This window comes from Streptomyces sp. CB02959, from assembly GCF_002803155.1.
Lineage (GTDB): Bacteria > Actinomycetota > Actinomycetes > Streptomycetales > Streptomycetaceae > Streptomyces.
In genome coordinates, this window is sequence record NZ_NNBP01000014.1 from 80,496 (window position 1) to 94,877 (window position 14,382).

The 14,382-nt window shown below is 72.8% G+C and carries 12 protein-coding genes; 1 reads left to right on the forward strand and 11 read right to left on the reverse strand.

The window, feature by feature from the left end; genetic code table 11:
* Positions 1–26: 26 nt before the first annotated feature.
* Positions 27–770, forward strand: a complete 744-nt coding sequence (locus CG747_RS22895; protein WP_100603673.1) for an SDR family NAD(P)-dependent oxidoreductase — start codon at positions 27–29, stop codon at positions 768–770.
* Between the two features lie 62 nt (positions 771–832).
* Here CG747_RS22895 and CG747_RS22900 read toward each other — a convergent pair whose 3' ends face one another.
* From CG747_RS22900 to CG747_RS22950, 11 genes are all read right to left on the reverse strand, one after another.
* Positions 833–2,827 carry a bifunctional serine/threonine-protein kinase/transporter substrate-binding domain-containing protein gene (locus tag CG747_RS22900; RefSeq protein ID WP_180985669.1) on the reverse strand — a complete coding sequence of 665 codons (1,995 nt, stop codon included), beginning with the start codon at positions 2,825–2,827 and terminating at the stop codon, positions 833–835.
* A 178-nt stretch (positions 2,828–3,005) separates the two neighbouring features.
* On the reverse strand, positions 3,006–4,091 hold the full coding sequence (locus CG747_RS22905) for a bile acid:sodium symporter family protein (RefSeq protein ID WP_100603675.1): 1,086 nt from the start codon (positions 4,089–4,091) through the stop codon (positions 3,006–3,008).
* A gap of 117 nt (positions 4,092–4,208) precedes the next feature.
* Positions 4,209–5,072 (reverse strand): oxaloacetate decarboxylase, encoded by an 864-nt coding sequence (locus tag CG747_RS22910; protein ID WP_100603676.1) that lies wholly within the window; start codon positions 5,070–5,072, stop codon positions 4,209–4,211.
* A gap of 426 nt (positions 5,073–5,498) precedes the next feature.
* The gene (locus CG747_RS22915; RefSeq protein ID WP_100603677.1) at positions 5,499–6,263 is read right to left on the reverse strand and encodes a PIG-L deacetylase family protein; all 765 of its coding nucleotides are present in this window, start codon (positions 6,261–6,263) and stop codon (positions 5,499–5,501) included.
* Between the two features lie 141 nt (positions 6,264–6,404).
* Positions 6,405–7,565 (reverse strand): agmatine/peptidylarginine deiminase, encoded by a 1,161-nt coding sequence (locus tag CG747_RS22920; protein WP_100603678.1) that lies wholly within the window; start codon positions 7,563–7,565, stop codon positions 6,405–6,407.
* Between the two features lie 110 nt (positions 7,566–7,675).
* Positions 7,676–8,473, reverse strand: a complete 798-nt coding sequence (locus CG747_RS22925) for an ABC transporter ATP-binding protein (RefSeq protein ID WP_100603679.1) — start codon at positions 8,471–8,473, stop codon at positions 7,676–7,678.
* On the reverse strand, positions 8,466–9,497 hold the full coding sequence (locus CG747_RS22930) for an ABC transporter ATP-binding protein (RefSeq protein ID WP_100603680.1): 1,032 nt from the start codon (positions 9,495–9,497) through the stop codon (positions 8,466–8,468). Before CG747_RS22930 ends, CG747_RS22925 begins: the two co-directional genes overlap by 8 nt.
* A complete protein-coding gene (locus CG747_RS22935; protein WP_100603681.1) occupies positions 9,497–10,354 on the reverse strand; it encodes an ABC transporter permease in 858 nt (285 codons plus the stop codon). Before CG747_RS22935 ends, CG747_RS22930 begins: the two co-directional genes overlap by 1 nt.
* Positions 10,351–11,310, reverse strand: a complete 960-nt coding sequence (locus CG747_RS22940) for an ABC transporter permease (RefSeq protein WP_100603682.1) — start codon at positions 11,308–11,310, stop codon at positions 10,351–10,353. The genes CG747_RS22935 and CG747_RS22940 overlap by 4 nt, the downstream gene beginning before the upstream one ends.
* Positions 11,307–12,962: an ABC transporter substrate-binding protein gene (locus CG747_RS22945; RefSeq protein WP_100603683.1), complete on the reverse strand. Its 1,656-nt coding sequence runs from the start codon at positions 12,960–12,962 to the stop codon at positions 11,307–11,309. Before CG747_RS22945 ends, CG747_RS22940 begins: the two co-directional genes overlap by 4 nt.
* Positions 12,963–13,060: 98 nt before the next feature.
* Entirely contained in the window at positions 13,061–14,071 is a 1,011-nt protein-coding gene (locus tag CG747_RS22950) for an agmatine/peptidylarginine deiminase (protein WP_100603684.1), read from the reverse strand.
* Positions 14,072–14,382 lie beyond the last annotated feature (311 nt).

Consider the following 14,382-nt stretch of genomic DNA (forward strand, 5'->3'; position numbering starts at 1 on the left):
CGCCGCCCACCGCTGGAGGACGCCCGATGAAGCGGAACCGGACCGTACTGGTGACCGGAGCGGCGCGCGGCATCGGCCGCGCGATCGCCACCGCCTTCGCCGCCGACGGCGACCGGGTCGCCCTGCACTACGCCTCCCGCCGGGAGGCCGCCGAGGACGCCCTGCACGCCCTGGAGGGCAGCGGCCACGTCCTGGTGCAGGGAGACATCAGTACCCCGGACGGCGCGGCCGCGGTGGTCGCCTCGGCCGTCGACGCGCTCGGCCCGCTCGACGTGCTGGTCAACAACGCGGCGGCGAACGTCGCGCACCCGCTCGACCGCACCTCCTTCGAGGACTGGCAGGACGCCTGGCGGCGCGTCGTCGACGTGAACCTGCTGGGCACGGCCCACGTCACCTACTGCGCCGCCCGCAACATGATCGACCACGGCATCGAGGGCCGGATCGTCAACATCGGCTCCCGCGGCGCCTTCAAGGGCGAGCCGGACCACCCCGCCTACGGGGCGACGAAGGCCGCCGTGCACGCACTGGGCCAGTCGCTCGCCGTCTCCCTCGCCCCCCACGGCATCACGGTCGCGTCCGTCGCCCCCGGCTTCGTCGCCACCGAACGGGTCACCGACCGGATCACCGAGACCGTCGAGCGGCAGAGCCCGTTCGGTCGGGTCGCCGCGCCCGAGGAGATCGCCGCCGCCGTGAAGTACCTCGCCTCGCCGGAGGCCGGCTGGTCCTCGGGGGCCGTGCTCGACGTCAACGGGGCGTCGTACCTGCGGTGAAGCCGTCGAACTTCCGCCGCTGACCGGGGCCGGGCGTCACCGACGCCCGGCCCCGCGTCGCCCTAACGGCCCCCGTTGACGACCGCGCGCTCCACCGCGCCGCCCTCGACGGACCACCGCTTGAGGATCGTCGCGTACTCGCCGCTCTTGATGAGGTGGTCGAGGGCTTGCCGTACGGCGTCGCGCAGGGCCGTGTTGGTCTTGGCGACCGCGATGCCCAAGGGGTACGGATCGATCTGCGCGCCGATGACCTGGAGGGCGCCGCCCGAGCCGGTCGCCACGGTGTAGGCCGCGACCGGGAAGTCGTCGAGGCAGGCCACGGACCGGCCCTGGGCGACGTTGGCGTAGACCTCGGCCGGTGAGTCGAACATCTGGACCTTCACCTGCGCGGGGACCTTCCGGCTCAGCTCGTCCAGGTAGCTCTGGGCCGCCGAGCCGCGCTGGACGGCGACCGGCTTGCCGGACAGGTCCTCGGGCTTCTGGATCCCCTCCGGGCTGCCCCGGCGGACGACGAGCGTCAGCCCGGACCTGAGGTAGTCGACCAGGTCGACGCCGCCGCCGGTCGTCCCGGCGCCGTGCCCGTCCTGCCGGTCCTTGGTGTCGGTCAGCGCCGACATGACGAGGTCGAAGCGGCCCGCGGCCAGCCCGGTGAGGAGGCCGGAGAAGGCGGAGTTGCGGAACTCGCAGCGGACGCCCAGCGCGCGGCCGAGGGCGTCGGCGAGGTCGACGTCGAGACCGGCGGGCGCGCCCGCCTTGAGGAAGTCCATCGGCGAGTAGGTGAGGTCCGAGCCGATGGTGACGATGCCCTTGTCGCGTATCGCCTGCGGCAACTGGGCGGACGGCTTCGTACCGCCGCCGGACCCGCCGCCGGCGACCGTGCCGCCGGCCGGGTCCTTGCCGCCGTCCGGCCACAGCGTCCAGGCGAGCGCCCCGCCGCCGGCCACGACCCCGACGCCGGACAGCGCCGCGAGCAACCGGCGTCGACTCGGGCCCGGCGACGCCGGCTGCCCGGACGGGGGCGGTGGCGCGGTGGGGAGGTCGGAGCGGTGCGGTTCCCGGGGCGGGGCGTCGGGCAGCGGGGGCGCCGGGCTGCTCGCCATCGTGCGGGTCGGCAGTCCCTCGAAGGCGACTTCGGCGGGGCCCGCGGCCGGGGTGTGCGGGGCGGTCTCCCGGGACCTGGGGTCGCCGAGTTGCGTGGACAGCCGGCGCAGCTGCACGGCGAGGGGCTCCGGCAGCCAGTCCTCGTACGGGCCGGGGGCGCCCATCCGCGCCACGAGGGCGGGCAGCGTGGGCCGCCGCTCCGGATCCTTCGCCAGGCACGACCCGGCCAACTCGGCCAGTCCGTCCGGGAGTTCGCCGAACTGCGGCTCCTCGTGCACGGTGCGGTACATCAGGATCTGCGGCTCGGCGTTCCCGTACGGGCCGTCGCCGGTCGTCGCGAAGACGATCACCCCGCCGAGCGCGAAGACGTCCGCCGCGCCCGTGATCCGGGCGCCCGTCATGGCGAGTTGTTCGGGGGCCATGAACCCCGGGGTGCCGAGGGCGGTGCCGGTCATCGTCAGGGCGGTGTCCGCGGCGGAGTGCGCGATGCCGAAGTCGATGACGCGCGGACCGGTGGCGGTGAGCAGGATGTTGGACGGCTTGAGGTCGCGGTGCACCAGGCCGTGCGCATGCACCGCGGTCAGCGCGTGCAGCAGTCCGGTCGTCAGCAGCCGCACCGTCGGCGCGGGCAGCGGCCCGTGGTCGTGCACGGCGGCGCTCAGCGGGACGCCCGGCACGTACTCGGTCGCCATCCACGGCACGTCGTCGTGCGGCGCGGCCTCGACCACCGGCGCCACGAACGGGCCTCCGACCCGCTGGGCCGCGGCCACCTCACGGGCGAAGCGGGTCCGGAAGCCGCGGTCGTCGGCGAGTTCGGAGCGGGCGGTCTTCACCGCCACCGTCCGCCCGTCGGTCGCGCGGCCGAGGTAGACCCGCCCCATGCCGCCGCCCCCGAGCAGCCCGATCACCCGGAACGGTCCGATCTGTTGTGGATCGTTCTTCGCCAGCGGTTGCACCCGTACCCCCACCCGTGCCTGCAGTTGTGTACGGCAGTATCCCGTACGCCCACCGGCGCGCCGGCGCAGGCCACGTGCGGGGCGCGCAACGGCCCCGACCGCTACGTGTGACGGCGTCTGCTGAGTATGTGTCTGTGTCTGCGTAGGTGTCTGTGCTGGTGTCTGCGTCTGTGCGGGGTCACGGCTGTCTCGTCGGGTCCGGGAGGTCGCGCTCATGCTGCCCGACAGGGGCGGGGGGTGGGGAGGGGAGCCCGGTGGGCGGTGCGGCCGAGGGGGCGGGCCAGCGACGGGCGAGGTAGGCGCAGACCACGAGTTGGAGGGTGTGGTAGAGCATCAGGGGCAGGACCGTGATGCCGACCAGGTTTGGTGGGAACAGCACGGTGGCCATCGGCAACCCGCTGGCCAGGCTCTTGTTGGAACCGCAGAAGACGGCCGTGATCCGGTCGGCGCGCGGGAGTCCGATCAGCCGGGCGGTGCCGTGGGCGGCGGACAGTGCGAGGGCCAGCAGCAGTGCGCAGACCACGGCCAGGAGCAGCAGCCGGAGGGGCGGGATCCGGTGCCAGATCCCGGCGGTCATCCCGTGGCTGAACGCCGAGTAGACCACGAGCAGGATCGAACCGCGGTCGCAGAGGGTGGTCAGGGCCCGGTGCCGGCCCAGCCAGTCGGCGATCCAACGCCGCACTGCCTGTCCGGCCAGGAAGGGCAGCAGGAGTTGGACCGCGATGTCGGTGAGCTGGGACGGGGTGACGGGGACGTCGCCGGGCCCGGCACCGCTCTGCCGCAGCAAGGCGACCGCCAGCAGCGGGGTGAGCACCACGCCGAGGACGGTGGAGAACGACGCCGCGCAGATGGCCGCGGCGACGTTGCCGCGGGCCAGGGAGGTGAAGGCGATGGCGGACTGGACGGTGGAGGGCAGCACGGTCAGGAAGAGGACACCGGCGGCCAGTTCGGGGCTGAGCACACTGGGCGGCAACAGCCCGGCCGCCAGGCCCGCCGCCGGGAAGGCGAGGAACGTCAGGGCGAGGACGGGCAGGTGCAGCCGCCAGTGCCGTACGCCGTCGAGGGCGGCCTGCGGGGAGAGCCGGGCGCCGTAGAGGAAGAAGAGCAGTCCGACCGCCAGGCGGGCGGTGAACGAGACGCTCTCGGCGGCGGCCCCGTCGGCCGGGGCGAGTGCGGCCAGGCCGATGACACAGAACAGCGCGACGATGTACCAGTCGACGCGGCGCAGCACCCGGCGCGCGGTGCCGGGGGAGTGGTGCGGCACGGATTCCTCCGGAGGGAGGGGGCGGGGGAGCGGTGCGGGGAGGGCAGGGGCCGCGCCGCGCGGCCGCCGCCGGCGGGGATGGCGGCGCGGCCCCAACACAGGTGCGCGGACCGGGCGTCAGCGCACGGCGTCGATCGGGACGGGGTCGTGGTGGCGGCTGATGTTCCGCTCCAGCAGGGCCAGGCACTCGTTGACGCCCACGGCGTCCGGGGTGTGCTCAGGCAGGCGGCCGTCGGCCTGCTTCAGGTCGCCCAGCGCCCGGTCGATGGCGGTCTGGGCGGCGAAGAGGCAGGGCGTGCTGTAGATGGCGACGTCGACGCCGAGTTGCTGCAGTTCGGTCAGTGACAGCCGGGGTGACTTGCCGCCCGCGATCTGGTTGAAGAGCAGTGGCTTGCCGTCGATGACGCGGCGCACCTTGTGGATCCAGTCGACGCTGCGCACACCGTCCACCAGGATCACATCGGCGTCGGTCGCGGCCAGCGCCTTGGCGCGGCGCAGGATCTCCTCCTCCTCGGTGGCGTCGGTGCGGGCGACGACGACCAGGTCCCGGCGCGACCGGAGGACCAGGTCGAGTTTGGCGAGGTACTCCTCCAGTGGCAGGACCTGCTTGCCGTCGACGTGGCCGCAGCGCCGGGGGCGTTGCTGGTCCTCCAGGATGACGCCGGAGGCGCCGATGGACTCCAACTGCTGCACGACGTGGCACGCGGTCTCCGGGTCGACGTAGCCGTCGTCGATGTCGACCAGCAGGTGCTGCCGGGGGAAGGCCGTGCGGAGCCGCTGCACGAAGGCGACGATGTCGGGCCAGGCGATGAACCCGATGTCCGGGAGGCCGTAGTGGGACGCCGCGAAGCCGAAGCCGGAGACGAACATCCCGTCGTAGTGGCGCGCCGCCAGGGACGCGGAGAACATGTCGAAGACGCCGATCAGCGGGGTGGTGCCGGCCGCCTCTATCGCGGCTCTTAATCGGTCGGGGTGGTTCACGGTACCCTCCGATGCGTGGTCGCGTGGATCGCGCGTCGGGGCCGACCGGTTGCCCGCCAGAGCTGATGGTCGGCGCGACGCGTCACGGGCCAAGCAAACCGGGGGCACGCTTCAGTGGCGTGCCCCCGGTTTTGTCATGCGTGTGCTGACCCGTGCGGAGTGCGTTTGTCGCCCTCCGCAACAGCAGGTTAGGAAAAGGATTGGTCATGTGACAACCATGGGTTGGCAATGACAGCTGGTAGGCGTCGCTTTTGAGCCGTTCGCGGGCGATGGGTGCGGGCCTGTGAGGTGTGCGCGGCGAGTGCGTCGACGACCGCGCAACCAGTCCGGACACGCCCCGCCAACGCCTCGTCCAGGCACGGCCGGTGGACGACGAAGGTCACCGACCGCGCGTGAACTGGCTTGATGGGAAGGTGGCCCCACCCCTCAGCAGACCGACTCCGGATGCGGAAGGGCCGACGCGGGTCCGAGGTCGTGGCGGATGTACCACTCCGTCGACAGCAGCCGCTCGCGATCGGCCGGTGCCATGCGGGCGATCCGGCCCGGCAGGGCTCCCCGCTCCACCTCGCTGCGATGGGCCAGCACGGCGCGGATCTTCTGCGCGAGCCAGGGGCGGACGTCGACGGTTGCGCCGACCCACGAGTCCGGCACGCTGTACATGGGCCTGCCGTTCCGTACCAGGAGTGCGCCCAGCTCCCCGGCGGCGGAGTCGGGGTGGGTGGCCAGGTACAGGGCGCGCGGCCGCCAGGGGGCGCCGGCGTCCGGGTAGAGGTGCGCCAACCCGGCTGCCTGGACCGCGAGTGCGGTCACCCGGTGGGTGTGGAGGTGGTCCGGATGGCCGGTCAGCCCACCGTAGGCGTCATGGGTGACGACGACCTCCGGGCGAACCTCCCGGATGTGCCGGACCAGCCTCCGCACCGACTCGTCCAGCGGCGCGTCGCAGAGCCGGACGCCGCCGGGAGCCGACTGCGGGACCCGGGCATCGGCGTAGCCCAGCATCCGCGGCTCGCCGGCGCCGAGGATCCGCAGCGCCTCCGCCAACTCCGCGACCCGGTGCGTGCCCTCGGCCCAGGTCGCCGTGACGACCGCGGTCCGGGCTCCCGCGGCCGCGTGGCGGGCCAGTACGCCGCCCGCCGACAGGGACTCGTCGTCCGGGTGCGCGAAGACCGCCAGGAGGCTCGGAAGGGGCATCGCCGGGTCACACTCCAGTGCAGCACGGTCGGATCGTGGACCCCCGCAGGCTACTCGCCACCGCGGGCGCGGGCGGTCCCGTACCCGCGCCCGCGCCCGGTGGTGCCGGGCAGCACCGGCACCGTGCCCGCCCGCTCCAGGTCAGGGACGGGGCTGCTGCTGGGTGACGCAGTGGATGCCGCCGCCGCCCGCGCCGAGGCTGTCGATGTCGAGCTGTTCGACGACCCGGTCCGGGAACAGCTGCTGGAGGGTCGCCTTGGCCGCGGCGTCGGCGCGGGCGTCGCCGAACTGGGCGGAGATCACTGCGCCGTTGCATACGTAGTAGTTGGCGTACGCCGCGACGAAGCGGGGATCGGTGGAGCGGATGAGCCCGTAGTCGGGGCCCTGGAGGCGGGTGACCGCGAAGGGGTTGCCCCGGGAGTCGGTTGCCGTGGAGAGGATCTGGTACTGCCGGCGCGCGTCCTGCGCCCAGGCGTCGGTGTCCGTGGCGAGCGGCATCTGGACGAGACCGGCGGTGGCGGCGGTGAACCTGGAGGTGGCGTCGACGTGGTCGTCGGTGATGTCGCGGCCGGTCAGGCCGTCGAACCAGATCACCTGGGAGGCTCCGTAGACATCGCACATGGCGGTGCCGATCTGTGCCTGGGTCAGATCGGGGTTGCGGTTGGTGTTGACGAGGCTGCTCTTGGTGGCCATGAGCGTCCCGTTGCCGTCGGTCTCCACCGCACCGCCCTCGCCGACGAACCCGCCGGCGGTGAAGGGCACGCCGAGGTGGGCCGCGATCCGTTCGGCGACCAACGCGTCCCGGGCGTGCGGCTGTTTGTTGCCCCAGCCGTTGAAGTTCGTGCCGATGGTGTCGAGACCGCCGGCGCCGTCGGTGCGGAAGACGGGGCCGGTGTCCCGCATCCAGCAGTCGTCGACCGGGATCGAGTCGAGGACGGTCACGGAAGGGCCGCAGGCGCTCCGGGCCGCCGCGGCGCCGGCGGGGTTGGCGCACATCGTGACGGGTTCGTACGCCGCGATCGTGCGGGCTATGAGCGCGATGTTCGCCTGGACGCCCCGCAGTTTCGGGCCCCAGATGGCGGTGCTGTCGGGCCAGGCCATCCAGGTCCGGGTGTGGGCGACGGTGTCGATCGGTACGGCGAATCCCGATGCCGGCACAGGTGCCGCGTGGGCGGCCGACGCCTTGCCGAAGCCGGTCGCCGTCCAGGCGGCACCGGCCGCGGCGAGGCCCGTCGCGGCCAGGAAGCGCCTTCTGTCGAGGGGGTGGCGGGCGGGGACGTGGGGTGCGGTGTGGTCATTCATCTCTGATCTCCGAGCAGTCGTGTGTGCAGCGGACGTGTGCGGATCAGGGGCGGTCGGATCGGTGGCCCACGGGTCGGTGGAGCACGGCTCTCTCGCACGGGGCGGCGGAACTACCGGGAGCGCCGGGCCGTGGCGATGGCCTGCGGATCCCATCCCGGGCGGGGGACGGAGTCCAGCAGCAGCCGGGTGTAGGGGTGCCGGGGCGCGGTGAGGACCTCGGCGGTGCCGCCCGACTCGACGATCCGCCCCTGGCGCATGACGACGACGTCGTCCGTGACGCAGCGCACCACACCGAGGTCATGGGTGATGAACAGGTAGCCGATGCCGGTCTGCGCGCGGATGTCGGCGAGCAGGTTGAGGATCTGCGCCTGCACCGAGACGTCGAGTGCCGCGACGGCCTCGTCCAGGACGAGGACGGCAGGCTCCACCGCCAGGGCCCGGGCGATGGCGACCCGCTGGCGCTGGCCTCCCGAGAGCTGCCGGGGCAGTGCGCCCGCGGCACGGGTACCGAGACCGACCTGATCGAGGAGCTCGGCCAGCCGCCGGGACGGGTCGGCCCGCGGGAAGTGGAGCCGCAGGGTCTCCCGCAGCGCCGCGTCGACGCTGACTCTCGGGTCGAGCGAGACGTAGGGGTCCTGGAAGACCATCTGCACCTCGCGGGCGCGCGCCAGCCGGGCGGCCCGCCCCCGGGCCCGGCCGCCGCGCTCCCGGCCGCGCACCACGACCCGGCCGGCGTCCGCGTGTTCCAGTCCCACGACGATCCGGGCGGTGGTCGTCTTGCCCGAGCCGGACGCCCCGACAATGCCGAGCGATCCGCCGGTGGGAAGGGTGAACGACACGTCGTCCGCCGCGTGGACGGTGCCGTACGAGCGGCACAGGCCGGTGACCTCCAGCACGGGCTCAGCCATGGTCGGTGCTCCCTTCGAGCCGGTCGCTGTGGTGGCAGGCGGCGGAGTGGGCGGTTTCGCCCGGCACCGGGCGCTCGCCGGGTGCCTGCTCGGCGCAGATGCCGGTGGCAAACGCGCAGCGCGCCGCGAACGGACAGCCCGTCAATTCCATTTGCAGGTCCGGTGGTTGGCCTTCGATGGCGGCCAGTCGTCCGTTCGGTGCGTCGAGCCGAGGGGTGGCGGCGAGGAGCGCGCTCGTGTACGGGTGCCGCGGCCGGGCGAACAGGGCGTCGGCAGGCCCGGACTCGACGATCCGGCCGGCGTACATCACGCACACCCGGTCGCTGATGGCCGCCGCCAGGCCCAGGTCGTGGGTGACGAAGAGCAGCCCGGTGCCGAAGCGTGCGCGCAGCTCCGCCAGCAGGGCGACGACCTCGGCCTGGCTGATGACGTCGAGGGCGGTGGTGGCCTCGTCGGCCAGGAGCAGGGCGGGTTCGCCCATCAAAGCCGCCGCGATCATGACGCGTTGGAGCATGCCGCCGGAGACCTGGTTCGGGTAGCGGCGCAGCAGCGCGGGAGCGAGGCCGACGGCGTCGAGCATCTCGGCGGCGCGCCGGTCCGCCTCGGCTGCCGGCATTCCGGTGTTCAGGCGCAGGCTTTCGGTGAGGAAGTCGCCGATGCGGCGCAGGGGGTTGATGGCCGCCCGGGGGTCCTGGAAGATCATCGCCGCGGTGTAGGTGCGCAGCGCGCGAAGCTGCCGGGACGTCATGGTGAGGACGTCCGCGCCGGCGACCTCGACGCGGCCTTCGGCGGTGGCGCCGGTCGGCAGCAGCCGCAGGACGCTGCGCGAGGTGAGGGTCTTGCCGGAGCCGGACTCGCCGACCAGGGCCACGGTCTCGCCGGCCGCGACCGTGAGGTCCACACCGTCCAGCACCGGTCGGACGGTACGGGGCAGCCGCAGTCGCAGACCCCGGATGTCGAGGACGGGAGCGACGTCGGGGACGCCGGAGTCGTCGAGTACGGGAGCGACGTCGGGGGTGCTCATCAGCGGTCCCTCCTGGAAACCCGGTCGGCCCAGCGCTCACCGACGACGTTGAAGGCGACGACGGTCAGCACGATCGCGGCGCACGGCAGGATCGCCGACAGGGGGTAGCCCTGTTGGACGGCGGTCTGGCCGTCGAAGACCATCCGGCCCCAGTCGGGGGTGAGCGCCGGGACGCCCAGACCGAGGAAGGAGAGGCCGGCCAGGTCGATGAGGGCGTAGCCGAAGTTGATGGTGGACTGGGCGAGGACGACGGGCGCGATGTTCGGCAGGACGTGCCGCAGGCAGACCTGGATGCCCGAGTGCCCCTGCACCAAGTAGGCGTTGACGTACGGGCGTTCGCGTTCGGCGAGGACCAGGGACCGGGTGAGCCTGCTGACGTACGGGAGGTAGGCGACGGCGAGGGCGACGACCGGTGCCATGAGCCCTTCGCCGTACACGGAGACGATCAGGATCGCGAGCAGCATCCCGGGGAAGGCGAAGACCAGTTCCGTACTGCGGGAGAGGACCGAGTCCAGCCAGCCGCCCCGCCAGGCCGCGGTCGCGCCGCCGACGACTCCCGTCAGGGTCGAGAAGGCGACCACCCCGAGCGGGCCCAGCAGTGAGGTGCGGGCGCCGATCAGCAGGCGGGAGAGGGTGTCGCGGCCGGAGGCGTCGATGCCGAACGGGTGGGCGGCCGACGGTCCGGCGAGCGCGTTCCCGAGGTCGACCGCGTTGGGGTCGGCCGGGACGAGCCAGGGGGCGAGCAGCGCCGCCAGTACCAGCAGGGCGACGCATCCGAGGCAGAGCAGGTACAGCGGGGCGCCCGCGGTGCGGATCCGGGCGAAGCCGGGCCTGCGCAGGGGGAGTACGGCGGTCATCCGGCCGACCTCCCGGGGCCGAGGGCGACGCGGGGGTCGACCAGCGGATGGAGCAGGTCGACCACGAGGTTCACCGCCATGAACAGCCCGACCATGATCAGGGAGATGGCCTGCACCGTGGGGAAGTCCTTCGTGGTGATGGACAGTTCGAGGAGCTGCCCGATGCCGCCGACACCGAACGCCGACTCGACCAGGACGGTGCACACCAGCAGGGTGGAGACGATCAGGCCGCCGGTGGTGAGCACCGTGCCCAGCGCGTTGCGGAACACATGGCGGCCGATCACCTTGCGGTGCGGCACGCCGCGGCTGAGCGCCACCGTGACGTGTTCCTGGCCGAGGACGTCGAGCATGGCGCTGCGGCTGACGCGGGCCAGCATGCCGATCAGGTACAGCGCGAGGGCGACCGCGGGCAGCGTCAGGTGCCAGAGCATCTGCCCGAGGCCCTCTCCGGTGCCGCCGGCCGGGAACCAGTGCAGCCGCAGCGCGAACAGGCCCTGGAGCAGGACCGCCGCGACGAAGGACGGGGTGCCCACCGCGAGCGTGGTGGTGACCAGGATCGTGGAGTCCACGGCGCCGCCGCGGACCGCGCCGATCCGGCCCAGTGCGAGGCCCAGGACCAGCACCAGGAGCAGCGCCATGGTGACCAGGAGCAGGGTGGCGGGCAGACGGTCCGCGAGCAGCCGGGACACGTCGGTGCGGTAGGTGATCGAACGGCCGAAGTCGCCGTGCAGCAACTGGCCGAGCCAGCGGACGTACCGGACGGCGAAGGGCGCGTCGAGGTGGTACTGCGCGTTGATGGCCTGGAGGGCCGCCGGGGAGGCGGACCGTCCCGACAGGAGGAAGCTCGCCGGGTTGCCGGGCGCCAGATACATCGCGCCGAAGATCACGAACGAGGCGCCGAGCAGGGTGACGGCCATCTCCACCAGCCGCCGCAGGGCGAATCTCAGAAGGCTCATCGCGCGGCCCCGACGTCGGCGGCCCAGGGGTAGTACAGGTAGGAGATGGTGGTGGGCGCCCCGGTGATCCGCTTGTTGAGGAACACGGCGGTGGGCCACTCGGCGACGGGGATCCACAGGACCTGCGCGGCCGCCTTCTGCTGGAGCTTGGCCTCGATGCCCAGCCGCCGGGCCGCGTCGTCGGTGGCGCGGGCCTGGTCGACCAGGGTGTCGTAGGCGCGGTCGTGGTAGCCGGCGTAGTTCTGGTAGGCGCCGGTCCGGAAGTTGCTCAGCAGGTCCAGCGGATCGGTGATGGAGTCGTAGTACGTCTCGGGGAACATGTCGATCCCCTCGCGCGCCGTGGGGTCGGTGAACAGCGCGCTGAAGGCGTTGGGCGCGATGGTCTTCAGCCGGACGTGCAGTCCGATCTGGGTGCCGGCCGCCTGTACGGCGGTGGCCAGCAGCGATACGTCCTGGCCGATGGAGCTGGTGGCGATGGTGACCGTCTTGCCGGATGCCCCCGCCTCGTCGATGAGCTTCCTGGCCTCGTCCAGGTTCCGTGCGGTGGGCGGCAGTCCGGTGAAGGCGGCGCGGCGGACCGCTTCGGGGGCGGCGGACCAGGCGGCCTTGGTGGTGAGCGATCCGGTGGCGGCGCCCGCCCCGCTCAGCCCGGTCTTGACGAAGCCCCGACGGTCCAGGGCCACGGACAGCGCGCGGCGGACCCGGACGTCGCCGAGCGGACCGTGCATGTTCGTGATGTTGACGTTGACGGTGCTCAGCCCCTCGCCGAAGGAGAGGGTCCCGACGCCGCTGGAACGCAGCGCGGCGTAGCTCTCGGTGGGGATGAGGTACCCGCCGTCCACCTCGCCGCCGAGCATCGCCTTGGTACGCGCGGAGGAGTCGGGGAGGAAGCGGAACACCGCTTTCGCCGACTTGGCCCTGGTGCCCCAGTAGCCGTCGAAGCGGCGCAGTTCGAGGGACTGGCCCTTGCTCCAGGCCCCGAGCCGGAAGGGGCCGGTGCAGTCCAGGCTGCCCGAGGTCCCGTAGTCCCGCCCCGCCGCCTGTACGCCGGACCGGCTCGCCACCACCCCGGCCGCGGTCGCCATGTACTGGGGGAACTGCGAGTCGGGCCGCTTGAGCTTCACGGTCACCTGGAGCGGGCCGGTCTTGGTGAGGGCGGCGACGTTGTTGAAGACCGATGCCCATGCCGACCCGTTGGCCGGGTTCATCTGACGGCCCAGGCTGAACACCACGTCATCGGCGCTCAGCACGCCGCCGTCGTGGAAGCGCACACCCGGCCGCAGGTCGTAGACCCAGGTCAGCGGGTCGGGATGGGTGGCCTTCCGGGCCAGGCCCGGGGCCAGGGTCAGCCGGGGCGTCCACCGCATCAGGCTCTCGCAGACATTGGAGAGGATCATGTTCTGCGGGTAGTCGAAGGCGGCGAGGTAGTCGAGCGTGGACGGTTCCGCGTAGAGCGCCCAGCTGAACGAGTCGATCTCGCCTTTGGCGGCCGGGGTGCTCGCGGACAGGCGGAAGTCCGCTCGCGCGCCGGACGCCCCGGCAGCGGGCGGGCCCGCACAGGCGGACGTCACCAGAAGGGCGGACAGGCCGCCGGCCGCGAGGGCACGCCGACGGGCGCGGCGCCTCCTCGGCCGGGGTGGTGGTGTGGGCATCGCTGCGGTTCCTCTCCGTACACGGCAGGGCTGACAGGCGGGCGACCCGGGGCCGTCCATGCGACGGACGGCCCGGGGCCGGCGCGGGCGGAGAGGGCTCAGACCACCGGAACCACGGCGGGAACCTGCTGGGTGATGCAGTGGACCCCGCCCCCACCGTGGGCGATCACCGGGGTCGGCACGCCCACCACCTTGCGGTCGGGGCAGGCCGCGGCGATGACGGCCAGCACCTCCGCGTCCTGCGGCAGACCGGCGATCGGGACGACGACGCCCCCGTTGGCCAGATAGAAGTTGAGATACCCGACCTCGACCGGTGCACCGGCGACCTCGACGAACGCGCTCTGCGGCAGGTCGACGATCTCCAGCCGCCGCCCGCTGGCGTCCGTACTGGCCTCCAGCACCGCACGGTTGGCCCGCATCCGCGCGTAGTCGGGGTGCGTGGGGTCGTCGGGCAGCTGCACCACGACTTTGCCTGGGGCGACGAACGCGCAGACGCCGTCCACGTGCCCGTCGGTCTCGGTGTCCAGCAGGCCGCCGTACGGCAGCCAGATGACCTTGGTGACACCGAGTCGGGCCGTCAACTCGGCCTCGATCTCCACCCGGCTCATCCCCGGATTGCGGTTCGGATGGAGCAGGCACTGCTCGGTGGTGATGAGCGTGCCCTCGCCGTCCACGGTGATCGCACCACCCTCCAGAATCATTTCCGAGCGCACGGTCCGCTCGCCGAGCCGGTCGAGCAGCAGGCCGCTGATCCGGTCGTCGGAGTCGAACGGGTGGTGCTTGCCGCCCCAGGCGTTGAACCGGAAGTCCACTCCGGCCCGCCGGCCGTCGGGGCCGACCACGAAGACCGGCCCGGAGTCGCGGAACCACGAGTCGTCCAGGGGCAGTTCGATCACCTCGACGCCCTCGCCGCACCGTGCGCGGGCCTCGCCACCGTGGCCGGGCGGCGCGACCATGGTCACCGGCTCGAACTCCGCGACGGCACGCGCCACGTCCGCGTACTCCTGCTTGACCGCCTCCAGGACGGTGCCCCACAGGTCGTGCCGCGTGGGCCAGGCCATCAGGCAGCGCTCGTGCTCGGTCCATTCAGCGGGCATGCGGAAGCTCATGGGAACTCTCTTTTCCGGGGATTGGGGGAGGGGGAGGCCACGTGCGGGACGTGGCGGATGCCGAGAAGGCAGAGGCGAGGGGACGGCCGGAGACCGGCCGGTATGCGGAGGTCCAGCAGATGCCGGAGCGTCGATGTGCCGGAATCCTGCCCCGAACTGAAAATTCAGTCAAGAAGCTGGGCGAGAAGAATCCGGCGGGTTTCCACCAGTGGCGGAACCGGCGCGCGCACCGGCGCCCGGGGGGAATCCGGGCATGCCGGATCGGCCCCAGGGGGCGAGCGCGTCGCGGCCGCGGGACCTCTCCCGAGGCA

Excerpts from the sequence above, each read along its gene's own strand:
- CG747_RS22895 (WP_100603673.1), top strand. The coding sequence starts at position 27 with ATGAAGCGGAACCGGACCGTACTGGTGACCGGAGCGGCGCGCGGCATC.
- CG747_RS22915 (WP_100603677.1), bottom strand. The coding sequence starts at position 6,263 with ATGCCCCTTCCGAGCCTCCTGGCGGTCTTCGCGCACCCGGACGACGAG.
- CG747_RS22920 (WP_100603678.1), bottom strand. The coding sequence starts at position 7,565 with ATGAATGACCACACCGCACCCCACGTCCCCGCCCGCCACCCCCTCGAC.
- CG747_RS22925 (WP_100603679.1), bottom strand. The coding sequence starts at position 8,473 with ATGGCTGAGCCCGTGCTGGAGGTCACCGGCCTGTGCCGCTCGTACGGC.
- CG747_RS22930 (WP_100603680.1), bottom strand. The coding sequence starts at position 9,497 with ATGAGCACCCCCGACGTCGCTCCCGTACTCGACGACTCCGGCGTCCCC.
- CG747_RS22935 (WP_100603681.1), bottom strand. The coding sequence starts at position 10,354 with ATGACCGCCGTACTCCCCCTGCGCAGGCCCGGCTTCGCCCGGATCCGC.
- CG747_RS22940 (WP_100603682.1), bottom strand. The coding sequence starts at position 11,310 with ATGAGCCTTCTGAGATTCGCCCTGCGGCGGCTGGTGGAGATGGCCGTC.
- CG747_RS22945 (WP_100603683.1), bottom strand. The coding sequence starts at position 12,962 with ATGCCCACACCACCACCCCGGCCGAGGAGGCGCCGCGCCCGTCGGCGT.
- CG747_RS22950 (WP_100603684.1), bottom strand. The coding sequence starts at position 14,071 with ATGAGCTTCCGCATGCCCGCTGAATGGACCGAGCACGAGCGCTGCCTG.